Source organism: Oceanirhabdus seepicola (assembly GCF_023684385.1).
Lineage (GTDB): Bacteria > Bacillota > Clostridia > Clostridiales > Clostridiaceae > Oceanirhabdus > Oceanirhabdus seepicola.
In genome coordinates this window covers 1-22,650 of the sequence record NZ_JAGSOJ010000003.1, presented here as the reverse complement: position 1 = coordinate 22,650, position 22,650 = coordinate 1, and the positions used below count along the sequence as shown (strand labels likewise).

Here is a 22,650-nt window from a genome sequence, read left to right as displayed (position 1 = left end):
ATCTAACGACCTTTTTATTCAAAAATAAGCAATGCTTCTGCCAATATTATTATTATTCTTCTTTTACATATATATGACAATACATTATACTATTAATATTACAATACATAAGAATAAGGGGATGAATGTAATTGAAAATAGTATACGGCACAACAAATCCTGGCAAGCTTAATTCCATGAAAAAAATACTGGACACATTAGATGTTGATATTTTATCTTTAAGAGATTTTAATAATGATTTTCCTGATGTAGATGAGAGTGGTAATGACCCACTTGAGAATGCAAAACTCAAAGCACTAACCTATTATAAAGTCCTTAAGAGACCTGTTTTTTCCTGTGATTCTGGATTGTTTATTAAAGGGTTAGAAAAGAATGAACAGCCTGGGGTACACGTTAGAAGGATTAATGGAAAAACACTTAATGATGAGGAAATGATTGAATACTACGCTTCTCTTGCTGATAAAATGGGTGGTCAAGCTGTTGCTACATATAAAAATGGTATATGTCTGGTACTAGATGAGAATACGATTATAGAATATGATGGAAACGACATATCATCAGAAGAGTTTATAATCAATTCTCACCCTCATAAAAATAGGATTTCTGGCTTTCCCCTTGATTCATTATCAGTGGAAATTGAATCAGGTAGATTTTATATGGATATCCAAAATAATGATAATGTAGCAGGAAATAGTTATGATAGTGGGTTTATTAATTTCTTTAAGAGAGCTCTATATAGTTTAGAATAAATAAAACCAATTAACTGATGTCACTTTATTTTAATTCATTCTTATGCTAACCATAAAGGGCAAGAAAACTTATCTATGCCTTTTATGGTTAATCTAACATATCTACCCCTTCATTCCTGACAAAGTAACTCCTTCAACAAATTGCTTTTGCATTATTAAATAAAAAACAAAAGAAGGCATAAATGTTAGGGTTGCACCAGCCATAACCAATCCATAATTTACAGTATACTGAGCTTGCATATTTGAGAGTCCAACTGTAAGTGTTCGTACTGAATCATCAGTGGTCATTATTAACGGCCATAGGAATTCATTCCACGCACCTATAAATGTAAAAATAGTAAGGGTTATAATAGCTGGTTTTATAAGTGGTATAATTATTTGAAAAAACATTCTAATATCCGAGCAACCATCTATTCTTGCAGAATCCAACAACTCATCAGGTACATTTAGTATTGCCTGACGCATTAAAAACACCCCAAAAGCTGTTGGTATAGGAAGAATAAGCGCATAATAGCTATTTATCCATCCTAAATTCCTCATTATTATATAAAGAGGTATCATTGTAACCTGAGAAGGTATAATAAGTGTCATAATCATATAGAAAAATAATTTATCATTTCCCGGAAAATCTTTTTTGGCAAATGCAAATCCAGCTAAACTACTGAAAAGTACATTTAAAATAACTCCTCCCATAGATATAAACATACTATTGAAAAAATAATGTAAAAAGTTTTTCTCTTTAAATATTGTAATATAGTTCTGAAAAGTTACATTAGAAAGAGAAAAATCAAAATTATACGCCGTATATGTAACTTTAAATGAAGTTATTATCATATATATAAAGGGAACTATCATACAGCACGCAATCATCAATAACAAAATATCTCCAGTTATTCTTTTTATACTCTTCATTTATTTTCCCCCTAATATATTGACTCATCTCTTTTTAAAAACTTTTTCTGAAGTATTGAAAAAAATGCAATTATAAAGAATAAAACATTGGCTGCTGCCATTGCATACCCTGCATTAAACTGTTTAAACGCTAAATTATATATATGAAGTACTACAGTCATTGTACTCATACCTGGTCCCCCTCCAGTTAGAGTATATACTAGGTCAAATATCTGAAATGACCATATAAACCCTAAGAAGACAACCATAATTGTTGTAGGCTTTAAAAGAGGAACTGTAATATTCCAAAATTCATTCCACTTACTTGCACCATCTACCTTTGCCGCTTCATAATAACTTTTAGGAATATCCATAATTCCAGCAATATATATCACCATAAAATACCCTACATTTTTCCATATAGCAATGATCATCATTGTAATAAGAGCAAGTTTAGGGTCTCCAATCCAATTTGGTACATCAAAACCTAGAAATGTGAAAATCACATTAAGAGGCGATTCTTGCCCATTAAGAATAATTCTCCAAACAATTCCAATAAGTATCATTGAAGATATAACAGGGATAAACATTACTCCCTTAACAAACTCGGCTAACTTGCTTTTACCTCGTCCAGTGAGACATACTGCTAGAATTAAGGAAAGTATAGACTGAACAGGAACAACACATATAGTAAAAATAAAAGTATTTTTCAAAGATACAATAAACATTTTATCTTTAAAAAGATTCATATAGTTCTTTAAACCAATATATTTTGCAGGAGTCATAATATTATATTTAGTAAAGCTAAAAAATAAAGACATTATTATTGGTATTACATAAAAACTTGTTAGTAATATAAAAAGTGGTAATACATACCCATAAGCACTAGCTTTTTTTAATGATTTCTTCATAACATCATCCTTCCCTATCCTTTTATTTTTTTCAAAGAACAAGCATTAAAAATAGACTCTATTTTTAATGCTTGTTCTTAAGATGAGGATTTATGTTATTGTGCTAATAAATCATTTGCGTATCTTGCAGCTTCATCTAAAGCTTCTTGTGGAGTAACTTCTCCAGCCATCATACTTTGTAATTGTTTCCATAAATATTCATATACTTCAACACCATGAGGAGCTACCACTAATGGTCTGTATATTCCTTTATCATTTTGAATCATTTCTTTAAGTCTTTCATCTCCTTGGTATGGCTCTTCTTTAGATATTGGTGCTCTTGGATGATAAGCGTGAAATTTAGTCATAGAATCAACACTTAGCATATGTTCCATTAACTTAAAAGATAACTCTTTATTTTCAGCTGCTGACATTAATGTTAATTGGTCAACAGAAGCGAATGTCCCCATATCTTTGTTTTGAAGAGAAGTGATGAATCCATAGTTTAGATCTGGAAATGATTTATCTAGTATCTCATCTGCAGCAGATGATAACCATATACTAAATGCAGCTTTACCAGGTCCAAAAGTTGTTTGTAACATCTCTTTGTTTGTTTGTGCCATTGCGTTATTTGGAAGAACTTTGTCCACAAATTTAAGGTCATATAAGAATTGAGCTGCTTCAAGTCCTGCCTCATCATTAAATCTTACTGTTTTTAAGTCATCATTGTATAATTCTCCACCAGCTTGCCAATTGAATCCATACCAGTTCCAGTTAAGATCTCCGAACATTTTTCTACCCCAACCTTGAGCAAATCCCCATTGGTCTATTTTTCCATCACCATCAGTATCTTTTGTAGCTTTTTTAGCTATTCTTCTAAAATCTTCCCAAGTTACAGGAGGTTCTTCACCTATTTCAGCTAATATATCCTTGTTATAGTATAATACTGCTGGGTTAGCAGCTTCAATAGCAAGTCCATATAAGCCTCCTAACATCTTTCCATCTTCTATATATATGTAGTTTTCATAATCTTCTTCAGTTAAGTAAGATGTTAAATCTTCAACTGCCCCAACTTCAATGAATTGCGGGAACATTTCAGCATACATATACCCAACATCAGGACCTTCCCCTGCTGCTATACCTGTAGCGTATTTCTCAGGATAGTTTTCCCAAGATATAATTTCTAAATCGATTTCACAATTATTAGCCTCTTCAAATTCTTTTAGGATTGGCTCCCAAACTTTTTCATCATTTTCACCAATAGGTGGTAACCATAAACTTATATGTTCTTTTTTCGATTCTTTTGTATCTACTGATGAGTCTGTAGACCCCTCTTTCGCTCCACACCCAACAAAAGCAGCCATTGTCATGATTGAAATCATAACTATGGAAATTATTTTGTTAAATTTTTTCATCTCTTATTCTCCTCCTAAAACATTCTTTTGTACTTTTAACACATACCATCTAATATTACTAAATTAGCGTTATTTTGTCGAATAGGTAATTTCTATAGAGCCTATCCATCTTATTCATTTTTTCGATAAGACAAAAAAACACACAGCAATCTTCCACTGTGCGGTCTAATTATTAATATTCTATTTAAAAACCTTAGCAACATACTCTGAAGTGCTTACATTCAACAATGCACCATAATCAACCTTAAATTCAATGATATCTCCAACTCTATATTCTTTTGAAGAATTTGTAACATCCATTAAAAGATGATCACTACTAGCTCCAAGTATATCTATTTTCTCATCCAAAGGATCAAGCCCATCTGGATTTACATCCTGTCTTCCAACTGCTATAATTGCTCTTCGAATTTCTCCTCTGTCTTCAAATGTAGGTTTATTTCCAAATGCATCCATCCCTATTGTACCTATTGGAACTGATGGTTTCTTCTTAAGTTCAACTATCTCCCCTTTAAGAGTAAATGCATCCTCATGCATACCTTCTACCAACTCTCCATAGGCTGTTTCTCTTCCTAAAACTATGGTTTCTCCAATTCGTAGCATGTTTACCCCTTCAGGCATTGTATCATTTAATACCTTATATAAACTACTTGAATTTCCACCTGACACAGTCTCAAGAGTTATATTGTGTTTCTTCTCTATTTCATTTTTTATTTCTAATAACTTTCCAAGATTCTCATCATCTGGCATAACACCACCATAACAAGTAAGGTTTGTTCCAATACCATGAAGTTTAATATTTTTAAGTTTTAATATATCTTCAACAATGGTATCAATACTCTGGAACCATACCCCTTCTCTTAAATCTCCAAGATCAATCATTAATATAATCTTATGAACCGTCCCCTGATTTCTTGCTTCTTCATCTAGTTGCATAATAGTCTCTATTTCTGAGTTCAAACTTATATCCGCAAGTCTAACTACATCATGAGCCTCACTCTTCATAGGGATTCTTAGTAAAAGTTTAGGACAATCAAGTTCTTTTACCTTCTCAAGATTCTGTACTCTTGAGTCAGCAAGTCCATATGCTCCGCCTCTAAGTGACGCCTCAGCAATTTCTTTAAAGCCACAATATACCTTCATAACTACAAAAGATTTTATTCCCTTTTCACTGCATTTATCAACAATAAATCTAGTGTTTTCTTCAACCTTTTTTAAATCCACTTCAAGACAAGGATATCTCACAATAATCTCCCCCATTAATATCAAATTCTTTATATTATCGCTGCTGTGATTGAATTATTTCAAAATTCGGTTAGTGAATACTGAACTCTAATAATTTTCTAGCCGCCTCTTCATCTTCTAAACTTAGCACTCCTGCGCATGCCATGATGTACATGGTATCAATCTTTATCTTAGCATCTTCACGAGGTAACATTGAAATGTCTTCGCCTCTATACTTTATTCCCTCAAGTATCTCTCTTCCATGTGGCAATCTTGTTAAAGCACCACCTGTTCCAACTATATATTGAACTTTAGATAGGTCTTTTCCATATGCAACAAAGCTATTCTTACCAACAAATAATCTCTTCACATATCCAGCATGTCTTGCAACCGCAAGTTCAACAGCTTTTTTACAGAGAATCTCACTGCATTCTCTCTCTTCATCACTTTCTGGAATTGCTCTTATGTGCTCGGTTACATATTCTTTTGTAAGTCCTTCAAGATCCCTTTCAGCTAGAAGATCAATTACATTCTTACTGTTAACAAATAATCCAAGATCTCCTTCAACTGTTCTCTTAGCTTTTGGTTCTGGATTTACTAATATATCTGCAATATCAGCTCCACCCTCAGTAACTGAATGGAGGTCAGTAGTTGCTCCACCAACGTCTAAAACAATAACATCTCCTATCATTTCATAAAGCATCTTTGTTGCCTGCATAACAGCTCCTGGTGTTGGCATTATGGCTCCATCAACCATATCCCTTATCTTATCCATACCAGGTGCCTTGATTATATTGTTTTCAAATGCATTCTGAATAACATCTCTAGCAGGTTCAACATTTAACTCATCTATTCTAGGATATACATTATCAACAACATACAACTCTTTTCCCTCAAATATCTCTCTTATCTCTTCCTGGTTAGCAACATTGCCACAGTATATTACAGGTATATCTAAATCTGCTTCTCTAATAAGTTCAGCGTTAAATAGTGCAGTATCTCTTTCCCCATGATCTGTACCACCAGCTATCATTATCAAGTTTGGTTGAATTTTCTTTATCCTTCTAATATCACTTGCTCTCATCTTTCCTGATGTAACCATTTTTATTATTCCACCAGCGCCAAGAGCTGCTTCTCTCGCTGCTTTTACTGTCATATCGTGAACAAGTCCATGAACTGTCATTTTAAGACCGCCAGCTGCACTACTTGTTGCTATCATTCTATCCCAAGTAAGTTTCTCTTCGATCTGTCTTTCAATATCATCTATAGCCTGCTTAAGTCCAATGGTGACATCACCTTCAAGAACTGTTGTATATCCCTTTCCTTGTGCTAATACATGTGGTAATTCACCACTGAAGTCAAAAGCTGTTACCAATGTAGTAGTACTTCCAATCTCAGCTATTATATAATCTGCTTTCATCATTTCACCTCCACGAATTTCTATCAATTTCTGAAAAGAGAACACCCTAAGGTGTCCTCAATATTTGTTCTTTCTTCTCGTTCTTTAGTCTCTATATTTAAATAATTCCCCAAAACTTCCCCAAATTAACGGTATTATTCTGCTATATAAACTCTCTCTCTATCGTCTCCTTGCTTTCTCATTCTCTCTTCAATCAAGAATGTAGCAACGTGCTTACCTCTTTTACCTCTTCCAAATCCAGCATCCATTCCATTTGCTTTTGCAATCTCATTTGTTACCTGAGTACCACCACAAGCTAGAATTAGCTTATCTCTTACCCCTTTTTCAACACAAAGATCGTGAATCTTCTTCATGTTCTTTGTATGAACATCATTATGTGTAATTATTGTACTTGCAAGAATTACATCTGCTTCACATTCTATAGCAGCATCAACAAGTTTTTCTATTGGACAAGAAGTTCCAAGATACTCGTACTTGATACCATACTTTTCAATACCACCGTGCTTAATATCTATTGTTTCTCTTAGTCCAACTGAGTGTTCATCTTCTCCAACAGTAGCACATACAACCTTCATTGGCTTCTCAGCTATATAATCTTTCATAAACATCTCATCAAGAACCTTAACCTTCTCAGGAACCTTAAGAGTTGCCTTATCAACAGTGAAGCTTACTCTACCTTTAATCTCAACAAGTGTTCCTTCTGAAGCTTGTTGCACCTGCTTATGAATTATTTCAACATCAGTAAGATTCATCTTTCTTCCTATTTCTAGAGCAGCTGCCTCTGAAACTAATTCATCCTCTGGTATGAATAATGTTACTGTTACGTATCCATCTTTCTTCCACTCAACCTCAGGAGTTATAGTTCCATCATCTTTAACTCTTTCCATTCTATTTGCTACATTATCTTCCTCATCTAACTCATCAATGTAAACTATCTTAGAGTGATCACATAATGTACAATCATTAATAGCGTCACATGGCTTATTATACTCTTCTGGTACGTTGTTATATCCAAAGTGTGCACATACTGGAGCGAAGTAATCTTCTTCTCTTTCAACAACAGTACCTGCTGCAACACCTTTATCTATGTCTCTTGGAATACCATCATTGTTTCTTGCAGGATAATTACCAGAATCAATAAAGAATCCTTTTTCAACTGCTTGGAAGTATCCACCTTCCTCAATTATTTCCTCCATGAATAATATAGCTCTCTCTTGTATATCTCTAACTGTATCAGCTAAGTAACCAGTTTCTTTAAGCTGAACCATCTCTTTAATTCCATCCATAGAGATCAATGCTTGCTTTGCAGTGTTTGTAGCATGGATGTTATTGTAATGCCAAGGTACATTTCTTCCCTCATCAGGAGTGATTGTACTCTGAATGTCAGCTGAAGTTAATGCTGATATTAATAAGTTCATGCAGTGTGTTACTGTTGCTTCTCTTGTACAAGAAGTCATGTATTTAGTGTTCATCTGTGCTCTCATCTTATAATCTGAGAAGAATTCTCTTAAAGCAACTGCATATGGAAGGTCAAGCTTTAATAATGGAGCTGGTGCTGCACTTGGTGGAACTGTAGAAAGTGCTATATTCTCTTTCTTCATTCCAACCATTTCAGAAAATTTACTATTTATAGCATGCTGAACCATAAGTTCAGGCATAACAGCATATCCTTTCATAGCTGTAGCATTAGCATTATGAGCACCGTCTATTTGAAGAATATCAGCCCAAGCCATTATTCTTTTAGCAACTGCTGCATCAACAAATGATCTTACCATATTAATGTTTCTGTAAAGTACGTTGTACTGAGGATCTTGGTGAGCACCATTGATTCCCTCTTCTGCGAACATTACTGCAACGTCTGGTCCTGCTACTCCTGAAACATATGAGTGGAAGTTAATCTCTCTTCCTACTTCATCTTCTATTAAATCAATAGCTTTTCTTGTAGCTCTAACTTGCTTTCTTGTTATTGGAACTCCACCAGTTCCCTCTGGAGATCCTTCTATCAATCCATCAAAGTGAGATTGTCCAGCTGTTCTGATAACCATCAAGTGATCAGCACCATGCCATGCAGCCATTCTCATTCTTCTTAAATCATCTTCAAATCTTCCTGATGCAACCTCTGAAGTTATAACTGGCATAGGTTGTGGATCAATATTCCCAAAGCTAGGAGCTGCTGGGATCCCCTCGTAATTATTTAAACTTTTTGAAATTTCACTATATTGGAACTCTCCTATTTTACCAGTTTCATGAGGCTCTCTCCAATGCCAACCTCTTCTTCTTGGCTCGTACTTATCTAAGTCTTTTAATATCTCATCAACATCAAGCTTAATGTTCTTTTCTAACTTATCCTGCATTAGTTCTCACCTCTCATCTTCTGGCTTACTTCATTCCAACCCTTACCTTCTGCCAACTCTTTAGCAGCTTCTCTATATTCTATATTGTTCATCTTAGCATAAGTAAGTACTACATTTCCCATACCTTTTCCTAGTAAGTTCCATGCACTTCCTTGTTTTATTATCTCCCCAGCTTCAATACTAGAGATTCCCATTCTTAATAGAACGGAACGCTCGATTGAAGCAGATGTATTCTTCTCAGCAAGTTCAACTAAAGGCTTAACAACCTCTTCAGTCAATGCCCAAAATCTCTCTTTTAATTGTTCACTACTTAAGTTCTTTAAATGTTCTCTTCTTTTCTCGAAATCATCTTCTCTCTTCATGTTCATCCTCCATAATAATTATTTTACACATATATCGAATTCGCTTAACATCTCTAATACTTTAACTTGATCAAGTCTAGTTTCTTCGCATAGATACTCAAGATCTTCTTTTCCAATTGTCTTATCTTCTAATCCCTTAACTACATTCTTTATCAATGATCTTCTGTATCCATTAAGATCCATCTCTTGAAGAGTAAACTTTTCTGGATGCTCTGGAAGTATTATATTCTCTCCTGGGATTTCTTCTGATGGATTCCCTTTCATAACCTTAATACCGTTCTCCTTAGCAAATGATAGCTGCGGGCCAACGTGTTTTCCTGCTCCTGTATATTCTGTTTCCTGAACTACAATAATCTCATCATTCTCCATTTCTTGAGCAATAACAAATGCAGCTGCAAGAGAAGTATTTCCAGCAGGTCCTCTCTCAAGGCCTTCTATTTGAGCAAGTAACTCAGTCATATAGAATATCTGACCTTGTGAAATCGTAACATATCTATCCATATATCTTAACGGTCTAGCTGCGCTTCTAGGAACATCTGATCTATCAGGGTTAGTCATGAATGGTATTCCAAAACCAGTATGCCCTGTTGTAAATGACTTTCTGTTAAATTGAGTATCAGATGCCATATGAAGTCCTGATAAATTAGCTGATGCTCCAACAACTTTTGTTTGAAGAGCTCCCGCCTTTTTTAGTCCTCTCGCTGTACCAGTAAGATTTCCTCCTCCAGCATGTGTACATATAACAACTTCTGGATCTTTACCAAATTTCTCTCTACATTCCTCAGCTATTTCATAACCGAGAGTTTCAACACCAGCTACTCCGTAATTTGAGTAAAGTGAAGCATTATAGAAAGATGTATCATCTAACACCTTTAAGAATGTGTAGAAAAGTTCTGGTCCAACAGTTAATTGAAGTACTTCAGCACCAAAACATTCACACTTTCTAGCCTTCTCTACAATCTCAGGTTGACCAACTTTTCTTGAATCAAAACACTCCTGAACAATAATACAATCTAGACCTCTCATATTAGCTTGAGAAGCAACTGCAGCTCCATAATTTCCAGAAGTTGCTGAAACTACACCTTTATAACCTTTTTTCTTTGCCTCAAATACTGAAACAGATGCTCTTCTATCCTTATAGCTTCCAGATGGATTGCATTGTTCATCCTTTACCATTATCCTAGCAGCCTTACCTGTTTTAGATACCTTTCTAGCAAGTTCAGTCATATTTCTAAGTTCTAATAAAGGTGTATTACCTACTCCTGTTTCCTGCTGAATCTTCATAACATCATCAAGAGTATAGCCTGTATCTCTCATTAATTTTTCGTAATCAAAAGCAATTTTCCCATATTCATACTGATCATAATCAACACCGACAGACTTTATCATTATCTCGCTTTTTCTTCCCATCATCTTTTCATACTTGTTCATTCCACTTCACCCCCTTATTCCTCTCCTCTAAGAATAGCCTTTGCTTGCTTTCCTATATATGATGTTTCTCCAATATAATTTCCAAAGCTATGAGTATAGTTTGGCTCAACATTCACTACCTTACCTTCTTCAACTCTTCCTATTATTGTCTCTACCTTAACCCACTCACCTATTTCACAGTCCTCAAGGCAGAAACCTTTAATCCACATAATCAAAGGAGTTTTCTTAGTATCTTCAGGTATATGAGGTGATCTCTCTTCTGGTTCTAAGACTGTTCTCTCAACCTCCACCCAAGTACCTTTTTTTATCATATTAATCACCGTCCTACTGGGTTATTTCCAAAACACATTTAAATCATATTCAAAATCCTCATTTTAATAATCAATCATATCTTTATATCTATTTTTTTATATTTTTTATTTTTATATTTTTATATTTTTTATTTTTATCTATTTAATCATGTTTCTCATGTCACCCATGATTGCTCTAGGTACTGGTAAATCAAGCATAGTTTTCAATCCAGCATCAGCATTAATAACCTGTGGAATCATATTAACACACATAGCGATTGTTCCTAGTCCACCTTCAACCTCAGGTTTGATTGCCATATTTACTTCTGGAGTACCTTTGATTGTTATGTAATCTCCAGTGAATGTTCCTTCCATCTCTGGCTCTATTTGTTGTGGGTGAATCATATCAATTTTAACTTCTCCATCAACATATCCTTGTCCTGTCATGTTAACACCTGCTACATTACCAGCTGCTGCAAATCCATATGGTGATTTTCTATCAACAGTTGTAACGATTGGCTTCATTTGTTGCTCAAGCTTTTCAACATTCCATCCAATAGCATCTCCAATCATTCTGATAGACTCTGAGAAACCAACATGTCCAGCTAAAGAGCCATCTTTAACACCGTTATTGAAATCCTCTACAGTAATTCCTACACCTTGTTCTTCCATTACTGCTGGTCCAAATGGAGATAAACTATTTACTCTCTTTGCTTCAACATGTTCAACATCTGTCATACATCCAGTTAAACATACAACTAATAAATCCATTATTAGTCCTGGGTTAATACCAGTTCCTAAAATTGAAACTCCATTTTCTTTTGCGATTCTATCTAACTCTGCAGCAAGTTCTGGATTCTGAGCTTGAGGATATGACATCTCTTCTGCTGTTGATATTACATTAACTTTCTTTTCAAGAACATATTTTAATCTTGGGAAAGCTTTTTGTGTAAATGAATCTGTAGCACATAAACATAAGTCACAGCATTTTTCTGTTACAACTTCTTCAATATTCTTATTAATTATTACTGGCTTTCTATCTCCTCTTTCAATTCCTAAAACTTCATACATATCTCTATCTGCTCTTGCAGGATGCATATCACAAACTCCTACAATCTCAACACCTTTTTTCTTAAGAAGCATTCTAGCCATTCCACTTCCCATAGCTCCAAATCCCCAAATAGCAATTTTAACGTTTTCTCTCATTTTTAATTCCCCCTGTTTATTTTTTATTATAAATTCGTTAATACACAGATTTAATATTATCTGCGATTTATCATTAAAAATACATTGTATTTATCTCAAATTTCTTCACATTTATTATTTAAGCAATTTCCGTGCCAAGTTTTGCACTAAATTATTTTTCTTTTTTTATATTTTTCACCATAATCTTTGAATATTTCTAAATTTTTAGAATATTTATTCACTTTATTCATTTCAGTATTCACGTAATATTAAAAAGGTGCAAAATAATTTGCACCTTTTTGTAAAAATATTACTTTTTTGAATATTATTTTTTTATTTTAACTTCTTTTATGCAAATATTTTTGCACCTTAGTGCCGATTTTTCAGCACTTTCTTTTCCCATATTATGCATAACCAATCTCAAAAAAAAATTTTTAATAAATTCTATAGTGAAATTTATCCTATATCATCTATTTTTTTCTGAATTGCTTCTTTTATTTGAGAAAATTCTGCTCCATTTTCCATACAGTAGTCTCTTATAACTACAGCTTCATCATATATCTTCCCATTAATTATTTCTTCTAAGCTCTCTTTAGAGACTCCCCAATCTATTACTTCTTCAAAAGTTGTTTTTCCTTTTATGAACTTTTCATCATTATCTTCAGAGTCCTTCTCCGAAATCTCATTCTGATCTTTTATGTTTGATATATCCACTGTATGTTCATTAAGATATTCTTTTTGTTCTTGGCTGATTTTTTTTTCAGTCTTCAACATTTCAACTGCTGATTTAGGAAGATAAATCTCCTCAACCATTTCATAAGGTAAATTTTTATAAAGTGCAACAAAATATCTAACTGAAGCTGTTCCAATTTCCTTATCCCCTTCTAAACCACCATATAAATCTTCCAAGTCTTTTACTTTAATTAAAGAAGCTTCACCAATATTATTTAATCCAAAAGCTTTTGCCAATTCTTCAGGTGATATTTGAAACGCATTATTTATATCTTCAAATGTATAGGAACCTCTTATATCAGCAGGATTATACTCTCCCTCAAATTCCCCTTCTTTAAATACAACAGGCACTTTAGTTGATTCAGTATGCCAAATATTCAACCCTTTAGAAAGGCTAATTCCTCCAAATAAAATTACAATAAGAATAATCCCTATGGTTTTTGAATTTAACTTCATATTATTAAGACCTCCTTTTACATGTAAAACTTACGGTATCATCTATATGGCAACCCTCTTCAGATGTACATTTCATACAAGATATACATTGATGATTTCTAACCTCTTTAACTTCAGAAACCTTTATATTCATAGGACACGCTCTATCACAAGCCTTACAAGATATACAACTCTTAGTATTTCTCTTAATCTTAAATATTCTAAATAGATTAAAAATCCCTAATACTGCTCCATATGGGCAAAGATATTTACACCAAGGTCTTTCAATAAAAATCGAAGCCAATAGTGTTACTATAAGAATAACCATTCCAGTAACTGCTACCTCACCTGTCCAAAAGTTAAACAAACTATAATAAGGGTCAATATCTGAAAATCCTATTTTTGCCGTTACAGCTGTCACATATACAACCCATATCAATACAAAATATCTTAAAAACCTTAAATATTTATCATACTTTAATGGAATAAAATTATTATGCTTTGACTTAAATATTTTTTTACCTATTTTGCTAATCCATTCTTGAATCGTTCCAAAAGGACAAATCCATCCACAGAATATCGCACCAAAACCAATTGCAATTATAAAAATAATTATCATTAATATAAATGAAGATTCATGTATTTTCTTAACAAAGGTACCCACTGATAAAAATTGATAAATTGATACAACTCCTCCAAATGGACATATTGCATGTAGAGATGCTGACGATAAAAATTTAAACCCTTTACCTGATTCAACTAATGTTTTGTTTATTGCAATAAATGCAATAAGGATAAAGAAAAAACTCTGAATAATACCTCTAGTCTTTAATTTCTTTTTCATTTTCACTCCCCCATATATTTTAGTTCTTTACTGTACATCACTAACTTAGTAACATCCAAGTACCTTAAATACTTCCTTTATGTCTTACATTTATATAATAATCCTCATATTTGATTAAATATTGTTATAATTGTGATAGAATTGTGAAAATAAAAAAAACTATCAAAGTTATTTAATAAACTTAGATAGTTTTCATATGTGAGAAAAATATTAATTTCCATTAGTGTCATTTTTATATTTTTTGATTTTATACTGAAGAGATTGTCTTGATATTTTTAAATATGCTGCTGTCTTTGAAATATTACCATTCATTCTAAGCAACGCATCTAGAATAATATTTTTCTCTACATTACCAAGATATTCATCAAGGGATTTCCCATTAAGTACTATCTTTTCATGTTCTCCCCTACTAAACTTTTCTTCAAACATTTCTAAACCAATTTTATTATAATCCTCTGCCATATTCATTGCCGATTCAATAGCGTTCTTTAACTCTCGTATATTACCAGGCCATTCATGATTAATTAGCCTTTCCATAACTTCTTCTTTAACACCTATTACTTCTTTACCAAGAATTTTATTATAATATTGGATAAAGTGATTTACCAATTCTTCAATATCTTCTTTTCTATCCTTTAAAGGTGGAATATCAAACTTTACCACACTCAATCTGTAATATAGATCCTTTCGAAGCTTCCCCTCTTTTATAAGTTTCTCTGGATTTTCATTGAGTGTTGCAATAACTCTCACATCAACATCGATTGTTCTATTGCTACCTAAAGGTCTAATATATCCTTCTTGCAATACCCTTAAAAGTTTGGATTGCAAGTGAGTATCCATGGAATTAAGCTCATCTAATAAGAGAGTTCCTCTGTGAGCAGCTTCAAACAAACCTTTCTTGTCTATTGCACCAGTAAAGCTTCCCTTTACTGTACCGAAAAACATTCCCTCTAATAGCGGACTAGGTACCGCTGCACAGTTTACAGCTATAAATGGTTTATCTCTTCTTATACCATTATAATGAATACTCTGAGCAAGAACTTCTTTTCCTGATCCAGTCTCACCATATATAAGCACAGATGAATTTGACAAACTAGCTCTCATTGCTTTATTAACAACACTTCTCATTTCAGTACTATTTCCGATAATATCTTTAAAAGAATATCCATTATTTGATTTTCTTTCTTTCTCTTCAAGTTTCAATACCTTCTCATTAAGCATCTTCACTTGAGTCATATTTTTTGAAATCTCAATTGCTCCTATAACTTTCTGCTCATTAAGTATTGGTATTGATGTATTAATTGTTGTTATTAATTTATTATTATTATTGTAATATTCCTGTAGTATCTCAGAATACTTCTTCTTATTCTTAATTGCACCTAATAATGTAGAATTCTCTTCCTTAAGTTGACCTAGATATTCTGTGATGCCTTTTCCAAGAACCTCATCTCTTGTTGTCCCTTCAAGATTTGCCATTGCCTCATTGTAGTATATGGTGGTACCTTTCTCATCAATGATATGTATTCCATCATGAAGATTATTTATCAATTCCTCAAGTATAATTCTATCCTTATTCATAGTCTTTCTAAGATTCCTCCCACCATTATTTATTGTTTTTTTAATTATAAAACATATTGCAATAAATAACTAGTAAGTAATCTTCTATTCCTATCCATCTTTACTAAAATAATTCCAACTATTATGAATTATTTTTCTTGAAAAATTCTTATTGATAATTACCAAGATTTTATGTATAATGAAACGAATTAATTTATAGGGGGTTATTACTTCTCTGCAAAGAATAACTGGTTTATAATTTATCCTTTATATATTCAGGAGGTGTGTGTATGTCTATTAAAGATATTTTAGAAGTTGCTGAAACTGCCGGTCAAATTATATTAGAAAACGGTGGAGAAGTTTACCGTGTTGAAGAAACAATTACAATCATTTGCAAGGCTTATGACGTACATGTGGTAGAGAGTTTTGTAACTCCCTCAGTGATAATGATCTCATTAAAAGATGAAGATGGAAATCCTACTACATTTATTAAGAGAATTAAGAAACGAACTATAGATCTGAGCAAGATACACAATGTAAACGAACTTTCAAGAAAAATATCCAATAAATCAGCTTCTTTAGAAGAAGTAAAGAAAGAACTAGTGAAAATCAAACATGGTACGAACTATAAATATTTTACACAAATATTAGCTGGTGGTGTTGTTGCCGGATGCTTTACAGGTTTATTTGGAGGTAAAAGTTTAGACTTTGTTATATCCATTATTATAGGTTGTATAATAAAAGTTTTATTAAAAAAATGTGACGAATTACAATTAAATGACTTTTTCACTAATATTCTTGGAGGAGCCTTGGCAAGTTTTATAGCCCTGTTCTCTTCTCTATTCATCAATATTGAATCAAATGTAATAATTATAGGCTCTATAATGTTACTGGTACCAGGTTTAACTATTACAAATGGTGTAAGAGATACTATTGCTGGGGACTTTTACTCAGGTATTTCTAGAGTTATGGAAGCTTTATTTGTGGCCCTTGGTATTGCTCTTGGTTCAGTGATAATTTTTTCTTTGTTTTATTACGTGAAAGGGGTGATATAGATGGGCAGAATCATATTTGAAGTTTTATTGGCGATAGTAGCTTCCTTAGGATTCGGAATTCAATTTAATATTCAGAAAAAGCATCTATTAACTGCCTCTTTAAGTGGAGGTATAAGTTGGTTATTTTATTCGCTACTTCTTTCAGTAGATTTTAACAATACTTTTGCCCTTTTTATTGGGTCTGCACTAATGTCTTTATATTCGGAAGTGATGGCTAGAAAAGCAAAAACACCAGCAACAGCTTTTATTGTATGTGGAATGATTCCTTTAGTTCCTGGTGGAGGAATGTACCGTACAGTCTATCAATATGTTAACCATGAATATGACAGAGCAGTTACTACTGGCATTAACACTTTGACTGAAGCTGTAACTATAGCTATAGGTATTGTTTTTATATATTCTATTTTTAGAATGATCAATATGAAAAAAAGAATGAGCATGCAAAAGTAATTATGGAATGATTTCGCTGACCATTCACTAATGAAAATTCGAATATTAAAAGCCATCAAAGTAGCTTTACCTACTTTTGATGGCCTGTCTTGTTTTTAAACTAATTTTTCTTACTTCTTATAAATTCAATAAAATTCTTAATTTTTTAAATTTCACCTTCACGTAACAGAATATCTACTTTAGTCGCTTAGAATCTCAAATTCTTGCAAAGACCATTTCCATAATCAATTTCTTACAGTGATAGTCACTTTTATGAAGAAATCTCACTTCATTTATTCATTTTTCGTAAGGTAAACTGATGATATATTACAAAAAGGTAACCTTTCTATTATTAACATTAAAATATTCATCATTAAAGTACAATTACCGTCAATATTGTTATTTTTTTTATATTTAAATAGTAATTATTGACAGTAACTAGTCCTTTTTAATAAGATAATTTTTTATATACCAAATTTATACTAGATAATATTTTATTTAAGCTTACAATTTTCCTCCTTAGATTACATTATTGTAATTAGTCTGTCAATTGAGTAAATGCTATAATTTAACTATAATACTTAAATGTAGAAAATTTTATCGAAAACGGGGGAGAAAAAATGGATATTAGTAAATTTACAGATTTTAGAACAAAAGTAAATGAAAATATAAGTAAAGTTATTGTAGGAAAAGAAGATAAAATAGATAAAATAATTGTAGCTTTTATATGTTCTGGACATGTTTTACTTGAAGATGTACCTGGATTAGGTAAAACAAAGCTTTCAAATAGTTTATCCAAGACATTAGACTGCAGTTTTAACAGAATACAATTTACACCTGACTTACTTCCATCAGATTTGACTGGAATATATTATTACAATCAGAAGACTTTAGATTTTGAATTCAAAAAAGGACCTCTTTTAAGTCAAATAATACTAGCTGACGAAATTAACAGAGCAACTCCAAGAACTCAATCTGCTCTTTTAGAGTGTATGGAAGAAAGGCAACTCACAGTAGAAGGAAATACAATACCATTACAAAAACCCTTCTTTGTAATAGGAACCCAGAATCCTGTTGAACAGTTTGGAACATTCCCACTTCCTGAAGCACAACTTGATAGATTTTTTATAAGACTTTCTATGGGATATCCGAATTTCAATGAAGAAAAGATTATGCTTGAAAGATATAGGTTAGAAGATCCATTGGAAACTTTAGAATCTGTTGTTACTATGCAAGAGATTGAATATGTTCAAAGTAATTATAACAAGGTTTTTATAAGTCCACAAATAGTTGAGTATTTATTAACTATCATAAGCGAAACACGTAAATCAAGTAATATTGAATTAGGCTGTAGTCCAAGGGCTTCATTAGCATTGATGAAAGCTAGCCAAGCTCATGCTGCTATTATGGGTAGAGATTATGTTATACCTGAAGATGTAAAAGCTATGGCTGTGCATGTATTAAGCCATAGGTTAATACTAAAAAATGATATGAGTATCGGTGTAGACGCTTCAGAAAAAGCTATACAAGACATATTGAGTTCTATAAACACGCCACTAGAAGAAATATAGTAAAGGGTGATATTATGTTTATTAAAATACTGTTTATGTGTTTAATTATTTGCATTTTGATTATGCTAGGAGAAATAACAAAGGTTAAGGGATTTGAAAAATTAAAAATAGAGAGAAATATAGAAAATAACAAAGTACATCAAGGTGAATCTTTCACACTAGAAACAGTTGTGGAAAATAACAAATGGCTTCCAGTATCTTTTTTGCTTATCAAGCAAATGTTACCAAATGAATTTGAATATGTTGAGAATATAATTATAGAGGATGCTGGTAGTAAGTTTTTTCATATTTCAATGTATAATATGATGAACTACGAACGACGACGAAGAAAATACAATGTTAAAGTTAATAAAAGAGGCACTTATTTATTTCATTACATGGAAATAACTGTTGGAGATGTATTTGGATTTAGTGCTCAAACTAGAGATGTAGATAATTTTAATGAGGTGGTTGTATATCCTGAAATTATGGATTTATGCGATTTTAGATTTAAAACAGTGAATTCACTTGGTGATAATATTATAAGAAGATGGATATTTAAAGACCCTCTTTATATTAAAGGAATTAGAGAATACAACACAGAAGATAGAATGAAAGATATACATTGGAAATCAAGTATGAAAATGAATAAGCTTATGGTAAAAGAATATGATTATACCTCAGAGAGAGAACTTGTTTTTATAATTAATGTTCAATGTTGCGATATAGCATATAGTGGGATACTTGCCGATAGAATTGAGTCTGGTATAAAAATAGCTGCAACTTTAGCGCAGAAGGCATTAAAAGACAGCATACCTACTGGAATGTGGACGAATGCCAGAATAATTACTAGGGGTTCAAAAACTATTAATAAAGTTATACCTGCTGTTAATTCTTTTGAAAAGATTATGGAATTATGTGCTAGAATGGATTATCTAACTGAAGTTGAGTTTGATAAATTTTTAGAAATAAACAGAAAAAATTTTAATAGAAATGAAACTTATGTTGTTATAACCCCTTACCTTAATGAGCGATGTTGTAACATTTTTAGCAAGTTAGCTAAGCAAGGAATAAATATTAAATTAATAGATATTTCACAAGAATCAAATTTATGCAAAATTCAAGGAATAGAAAAACTAGACTTTATAGAGGAGGCGAAATAATGAGTTGGGAAAGAGAAATTAAAACCTTAATAACTTTCTCTATATTACTTTTATCATTTATTATTTGGTCCTTTTTAATTAATGTGTTTGGTGGAATAGATATTAATCATGATTTATTTTTATTTACCACACTTGGATGCTTTATTATGCAACTACTATATACTAAGTTGAATACTACTCATAGAAAAATTATTTCTTGTATAATTCCTATTATAATTTGTATAACATTGTATTTCGTAAATTATACATTTTTTATCGGTGTTACATACAGCATATATACTGCATCTATGATAGTTTATATGAATTGCATTGAAGAAAAAGCTATTGATTATGATAATTGCAAAACAATGTCTGTAAATGCATTAATAGTTTCTTTTACAGTGAGTATACTGACTATGATAGTAGATAAAGAATTTGCTTTTCATCTATTTAGATATTATGTGTTTTTACTAGTTGTCATTATTATGCTTCTAAGAGAAAGTAGAAATTTCAAGTTCAAAATTAGAAGTAAGTATTCAAAATATTTTAATCTATTTATTTCAGTTGTCATACCTTTAGCGTGTTTTAGTAAAACTGAAATTATTTTTAAGAAGTGCCTAATGTTTATCATTGACAAAGTCCTCAATGTACTATTATGGTTATTACATTTGCCTCTTACACTTTTGGAAAAAGCCGTTGATGTAATGCGTGCACATATAGACCCTGCATATGCAGACGAATTGCTGGCTCGTATGAAAACCTATATTCCACATAGAGATATTTTTGATCAAGGACTTACCCCACAATATGAAGGGAATTATTTTATATCTCAAGTCCTCAAAATTTTATTCTTTATAATTATAGTATTTATAATTGCAAAGCTTTTATTGAAACTTATCAGTAAGTTTCAATTTATAAAAAAAGACACAGAAGAAATAAGAGAGCAAATAAAAACAGCTACGGAAAATAAAAAAAGTGGAAAAGTAAAAAAGTTTTTTAAAAAAACCTTTAAAGGAAATTTGAGTATTACTATGAGAATTCTTGAAGTCTTTAAAGAATTTCAAACCGCCACAAAAAATAAGAAAATATTTAAGAGCTCTATGACCGCCTCTCAACTTAAAGAAGTAACTAAGCTTCAAGTAGATACCCTTAATGAGTTAGATGAGATAGCCTTAATATATAATGAAGCCAAATTTTCAGATCACGAAATGAACGAAAAACAATATAGAAAAATCAAGGAAAATTATATTGAAATAAAGAAACAGTTATAAAAATGCCCCAAGTGTATCTTTTAGACGTATCAAATAGTTATCGTCAGGAGTTCCTTTTCTAGTTACTATTTAGATATATGCAACAGTCACCAGGTAAACTTATATAGATTGGGTTTGATTTTCTTTATGAAAAACTTTATTTAAATTTGAATATTAAAAAGCCATCAAATTTAGCTTTCCCTACTTTTGATGGCCTGTTTTGTTTTTACAACTAATTTTTCTTACTTCTAATAAATTCAATAAAATTGTTAATTTTTTAATCATACTTGTTTTGATTACTTTTTCGTAAGGCATTTTAATGGAATATTACAAAAATGTAACTCTTCCATTATTAACATTAAAACATGCAACATTAAAGCGCAATTGCCGCCAATATTCTGAAAACTTCTTATATTTAGAATAATTCTAATTAATACGGTAAATTTATATATTACCCTATTTTCACTAGGATAATATTCCATTTTTGCTTATAAATCGATAGACTAATTACAATAACGTAATTAGTCTATCAATTATCTAGATGTTATAATTTAACTATACTATTTAAATATAGAAAATTTCATCACAAATGGGGGAGAAAAAATGGATATTAACAAATTCACAGATTTCAGAACAAAAGTAAATGAAAATATAAGCAAAGTTATTGTAGGAAAAGAAGATAAAATAGATAAAATAATTGTAGCTTTTATATGTTCTGGACATGTTTTACTTGAAGATGTACCTGGATTAGGTAAAACAAAACTTTCAAATAGTTTATCCAAGACATTAGACTGCAGTTTTAACAGAATACAATTTACACCTGACTTACTTCCATCAGATTTGACAGGAATATATTATTACAATCAGAAGACTTTAGATTTTGAATTCAAAAAAGGACCTCTTTTAAGTCAAATAATACTAGCTGACGAAATTAACAGAGCAACTCCAAGAACTCAATCTGCTCTTTTAGAGTGTATGGAAGAAAGGCAACTCACAGTAGAAGGAAATACAATACCATTACAAAAACCCTTCTTTGTAATAGGAACCCAGAATCCTGTTGAACAGTTTGGAACATTCCCACTTCCTGAAGCACAACTTGATAGATTTTTTATAAGACTTTCTATGGGATATCCGAATTTCAATGAAGAAAAGATTATGCTTGAAAGATATAGGTTAGAAGATCCATTGGAAACTTTAGAATCTGTTGTTACTATGCAAGAGATTGAATATGTTCAAAGTAATTATAACAAGGTTTTTATAAGTCCACAAATAGTTGAGTATTTATTAACTATCATAAGCGAAACACGTAAATCAAGTAATATTGAATTAGGCTGTAGTCCAAGGGCTTCATTAGCATTGATGAAAGCTAGCCAAGCTCATGCTGCTATTATGGGTAGAGATTATGTTATACCTGAAGATGTAAAAGCTATGGCTGTGCATGTATTAAG

20 protein-coding genes are annotated in these 22,650 nt (G+C 31.8%); 7 read left to right on the top strand and 13 right to left on the bottom strand.

The genetic code is table 11. The annotated features are described in order from the left end of the window. The first annotated feature begins 131 nt into the window (after positions 1-131). The gene (locus tag KDK92_RS13945; RefSeq protein ID WP_250859945.1) at positions 132-749 is read left to right on the top strand and encodes a non-canonical purine NTP pyrophosphatase; all 618 of its coding nucleotides are present in this window, start codon (positions 132-134) and stop codon (positions 747-749) included. A gap of 102 nt (positions 750-851) precedes the next feature. Here KDK92_RS13945 and KDK92_RS13940 read toward each other — a convergent pair whose 3' ends face one another. From KDK92_RS13940 to KDK92_RS13880, 13 genes are all read right to left on the bottom strand, one after another. Further along, entirely contained in the window at positions 852-1,661 is an 810-nt protein-coding gene (locus KDK92_RS13940) for a carbohydrate ABC transporter permease (RefSeq protein ID WP_250859944.1), read from the bottom strand. A gap of 11 nt (positions 1,662-1,672) precedes the next feature. Further along, positions 1,673-2,551: a carbohydrate ABC transporter permease gene (locus KDK92_RS13935; protein WP_250859943.1), complete on the bottom strand. Its 879-nt coding sequence runs from the start codon at positions 2,549-2,551 to the stop codon at positions 1,673-1,675. Positions 2,552-2,646: 95 nt separating this feature from the next. Further along, positions 2,647-3,945 (bottom strand): ABC transporter substrate-binding protein, encoded by a 1,299-nt coding sequence (locus KDK92_RS13930; RefSeq protein WP_250859942.1) that lies wholly within the window; start codon positions 3,943-3,945, stop codon positions 2,647-2,649. Positions 3,946-4,125: 180 nt separating this feature from the next. After that, a complete protein-coding gene (orr, locus tag KDK92_RS13925; protein WP_420852340.1) occupies positions 4,126-5,187 on the bottom strand; it encodes an ornithine racemase Orr in 1,062 nt (353 codons plus the stop codon). 70 nt (positions 5,188-5,257) lie between these two features. Continuing rightward, positions 5,258-6,589 carry a GlmL-related ornithine degradation protein gene (locus KDK92_RS13920; protein WP_338115271.1) on the bottom strand — a complete coding sequence of 444 codons (1,332 nt, stop codon included), beginning with the start codon at positions 6,587-6,589 and terminating at the stop codon, positions 5,258-5,260. Positions 6,590-6,720: 131 nt separating this feature from the next. Then, complete coding sequence (gene oraE / locus KDK92_RS13915) at positions 6,721-8,940, bottom strand: D-ornithine 4,5-aminomutase subunit OraE (protein WP_250859941.1); 2,220 nt, start codon at positions 8,938-8,940, stop codon at positions 6,721-6,723. After that, positions 8,940-9,302, bottom strand: a complete 363-nt coding sequence (locus KDK92_RS13910) for an ornithine aminomutase subunit alpha (protein WP_250859940.1) — start codon at positions 9,300-9,302, stop codon at positions 8,940-8,942. Before KDK92_RS13910 ends, oraE begins: the two co-directional genes overlap by 1 nt. A gap of 18 nt (positions 9,303-9,320) precedes the next feature. Beyond that, positions 9,321-10,733: a 2-amino-4-oxopentanoate thiolase subunit OrtB gene (gene ortB / locus KDK92_RS13905; protein WP_250859939.1), complete on the bottom strand. Its 1,413-nt coding sequence runs from the start codon at positions 10,731-10,733 to the stop codon at positions 9,321-9,323. Positions 10,734-10,747: 14 nt separating this feature from the next. Then, positions 10,748-11,044, bottom strand: a complete 297-nt coding sequence (ortA, locus tag KDK92_RS13900) for a 2-amino-4-oxopentanoate thiolase subunit OrtA (protein ID WP_250859938.1) — start codon at positions 11,042-11,044, stop codon at positions 10,748-10,750. A 138-nt stretch (positions 11,045-11,182) separates the two neighbouring features. Continuing rightward, a complete protein-coding gene (gene ord / locus KDK92_RS13895; RefSeq protein ID WP_250859937.1) occupies positions 11,183-12,229 on the bottom strand; it encodes a 2,4-diaminopentanoate dehydrogenase in 1,047 nt (348 codons plus the stop codon). A gap of 435 nt (positions 12,230-12,664) precedes the next feature. Beyond that, a complete protein-coding gene (locus tag KDK92_RS13890; protein WP_250859936.1) occupies positions 12,665-13,396 on the bottom strand; it encodes a hypothetical protein in 732 nt (243 codons plus the stop codon). A 4-nt stretch (positions 13,397-13,400) separates the two neighbouring features. Then, positions 13,401-14,219: a 4Fe-4S binding protein gene (locus KDK92_RS13885; protein WP_250859935.1), complete on the bottom strand. Its 819-nt coding sequence runs from the start codon at positions 14,217-14,219 to the stop codon at positions 13,401-13,403. A 210-nt stretch (positions 14,220-14,429) separates the two neighbouring features. Then, positions 14,430-15,797, bottom strand: coding sequence for a sigma-54 interaction domain-containing protein (locus tag KDK92_RS13880; protein ID WP_250859934.1), 1,368 nt, complete (start codon positions 15,795-15,797; stop codon positions 14,430-14,432). Between the two features lie 269 nt (positions 15,798-16,066). Here KDK92_RS13880 and KDK92_RS13875 point away from each other — a divergent pair, with 269 nt between their 5' ends. From KDK92_RS13875 to KDK92_RS13850, 6 genes are all read left to right on the top strand, one after another. Continuing rightward, positions 16,067-16,831 carry a threonine/serine exporter family protein gene (locus tag KDK92_RS13875; RefSeq protein ID WP_250859933.1) on the top strand — a complete coding sequence of 255 codons (765 nt, stop codon included), beginning with the start codon at positions 16,067-16,069 and terminating at the stop codon, positions 16,829-16,831. Beyond that, entirely contained in the window at positions 16,832-17,281 is a 450-nt protein-coding gene (locus tag KDK92_RS13870; RefSeq protein WP_250859932.1) for a threonine/serine exporter family protein, read from the top strand. 599 nt (positions 17,282-17,880) lie between these two features. Continuing rightward, positions 17,881-18,831, top strand: coding sequence for an AAA family ATPase (locus KDK92_RS13865; protein ID WP_250859931.1), 951 nt, complete (start codon positions 17,881-17,883; stop codon positions 18,829-18,831). Positions 18,832-18,845: 14 nt separating this feature from the next. Further along, on the top strand, positions 18,846-19,973 hold the full coding sequence (locus KDK92_RS13860) for a DUF58 domain-containing protein (protein WP_250859930.1): 1,128 nt from the start codon (positions 18,846-18,848) through the stop codon (positions 19,971-19,973). Beyond that, complete coding sequence (locus tag KDK92_RS13855; RefSeq protein ID WP_250859929.1) at positions 19,973-21,223, top strand: hypothetical protein; 1,251 nt, start codon at positions 19,973-19,975, stop codon at positions 21,221-21,223. Before KDK92_RS13860 ends, KDK92_RS13855 begins: the two co-directional genes overlap by 1 nt. Before the next feature lie 582 nt (positions 21,224-21,805). Beyond that, a partial coding sequence (locus tag KDK92_RS13850; RefSeq protein WP_250859928.1) for an AAA family ATPase occupies positions 21,806-22,650 on the top strand: 845 nt, incomplete at its 3' end.

Bases quoted from the DNA above. Each gene is read 5' to 3' on its own strand.
- KDK92_RS13940 (WP_250859944.1), bottom strand. From the start codon at position 1,661: ATGAAGAGTATAAAAAGAATAACTGGAGATATTTTGTTATTGATGATT.
- KDK92_RS13935 (WP_250859943.1), bottom strand. From the start codon at position 2,551: ATGAAGAAATCATTAAAAAAAGCTAGTGCTTATGGGTATGTATTACCA.
- KDK92_RS13930 (WP_250859942.1), bottom strand. From the start codon at position 3,945: ATGAAAAAATTTAACAAAATAATTTCCATAGTTATGATTTCAATCATG.
- KDK92_RS13920 (WP_338115271.1), bottom strand. From the start codon at position 6,589: ATGATGAAAGCAGATTATATAATAGCTGAGATTGGAAGTACTACTACA.
- oraE (WP_250859941.1), bottom strand. From the start codon at position 8,940: ATGCAGGATAAGTTAGAAAAGAACATTAAGCTTGATGTTGATGAGATA.
- KDK92_RS13910 (WP_250859940.1), bottom strand. From the start codon at position 9,302: ATGAAGAGAGAAGATGATTTCGAGAAAAGAAGAGAACATTTAAAGAAC.
- ortB (WP_250859939.1), bottom strand. From the start codon at position 10,733: ATGAACAAGTATGAAAAGATGATGGGAAGAAAAAGCGAGATAATGATA.
- ortA (WP_250859938.1), bottom strand. From the start codon at position 11,044: ATGATAAAAAAAGGTACTTGGGTGGAGGTTGAGAGAACAGTCTTAGAA.
- ord (WP_250859937.1), bottom strand. From the start codon at position 12,229: ATGAGAGAAAACGTTAAAATTGCTATTTGGGGATTTGGAGCTATGGGA.
- KDK92_RS13890 (WP_250859936.1), bottom strand. From the start codon at position 13,396: ATGAAGTTAAATTCAAAAACCATAGGGATTATTCTTATTGTAATTTTA.
- KDK92_RS13885 (WP_250859935.1), bottom strand. From the start codon at position 14,219: ATGAAAAAGAAATTAAAGACTAGAGGTATTATTCAGAGTTTTTTCTTT.
- KDK92_RS13880 (WP_250859934.1), bottom strand. From the start codon at position 15,797: ATGAATAAGGATAGAATTATACTTGAGGAATTGATAAATAATCTTCAT.
- KDK92_RS13875 (WP_250859933.1), top strand. From the start codon at position 16,067: ATGTCTATTAAAGATATTTTAGAAGTTGCTGAAACTGCCGGTCAAATT.
- KDK92_RS13870 (WP_250859932.1), top strand. From the start codon at position 16,832: ATGGGCAGAATCATATTTGAAGTTTTATTGGCGATAGTAGCTTCCTTA.
- KDK92_RS13865 (WP_250859931.1), top strand. From the start codon at position 17,881: ATGGATATTAGTAAATTTACAGATTTTAGAACAAAAGTAAATGAAAAT.
- KDK92_RS13860 (WP_250859930.1), top strand. From the start codon at position 18,846: ATGTTTATTAAAATACTGTTTATGTGTTTAATTATTTGCATTTTGATT.
- KDK92_RS13855 (WP_250859929.1), top strand. From the start codon at position 19,973: ATGAGTTGGGAAAGAGAAATTAAAACCTTAATAACTTTCTCTATATTA.